Annotated in this window: 2 pseudogenes; one reads left to right on the plus strand and one right to left on the minus strand. The window is 70.3% G+C overall.

What is annotated here, in order from left to right:
• Positions 1 to 205, plus strand: a pseudogene (locus HC022_RS28035) (translational GTPase TypA); the annotation flags it as partial.
• A gap of 462 nt (positions 206 to 667) precedes the next feature.
• Here HC022_RS28035 and HC022_RS29585 read toward each other — a convergent pair.
• Positions 668 to 745: pseudogene (locus HC022_RS29585) on the minus strand (phospholipase); the annotation flags it as partial.

Consider the following 745-nt stretch of genomic DNA (forward strand, 5'->3'; position numbering starts at 1 on the left):
GCTCAAGGGCAAGAAGCTCACCAACGTGCGCGCCTCCGGCACCGACGAAGCGGTGCGCCTGACCACGCCGATCACCCTGTCGCTGGAAGAGGCCATCGCCTACATCAACGACGACGAGCTGGTCGAGGTCACCCCGAACGCCATCCGCCTCCGCAAGCGCTACCTCGACCCGCACGAGCGCAAGCGCATGTCGAAGCAGCCGTAAGCGGCCGACACAGTCACAAGGAAACGCCCGACGCCCCCGCGCCGGGCGTTTTCCTTTTCCCGCCCCCCTCTGCTCCCCGCCGCCGCCCGCGCCTAATTCCGGGACCCCCCCGCCACGGAAATCCGACGACAGACAAACCGCCACACGCCGCGAAAAACAGCACGCCCCGCCCACCCCGGGCCCATCTTCATCTTGCCAGATAAACTCCGGGGGAGTCGCGCGAAGCGCGACGGGGGCGGCGCCCCCTCCTCCGTCACCGCCCGCACATCCAGTACGTACGCCCGCGCGCGGCCAGATCCCGAAAGCACGGGACAGCAAGGCGCGATTGCACCGGGGACAGCACAGAACGCCCCGTCGGAACCGTCACATCGCCCCGGTCATGGGCGTGTCGGGGACCGGACCTCCCACACACCCGGCAGAGGCACCCGGCGGCGGACACCCGGCCCACCGCCGTCCGTCAGCTCAGAACCCGCACTTGTCGCGCAGGAAGGCCAGCGCCACGCCGAGCCCGTCGGGCGCGATGCCGTGGGCGGTGCCCTT

It is taken from the genome of Salipiger sp. HF18 (assembly GCF_011806505.1).
Taxonomy (GTDB): domain Bacteria; phylum Pseudomonadota; class Alphaproteobacteria; order Rhodobacterales; family Rhodobacteraceae; genus Salipiger; species Salipiger thiooxidans.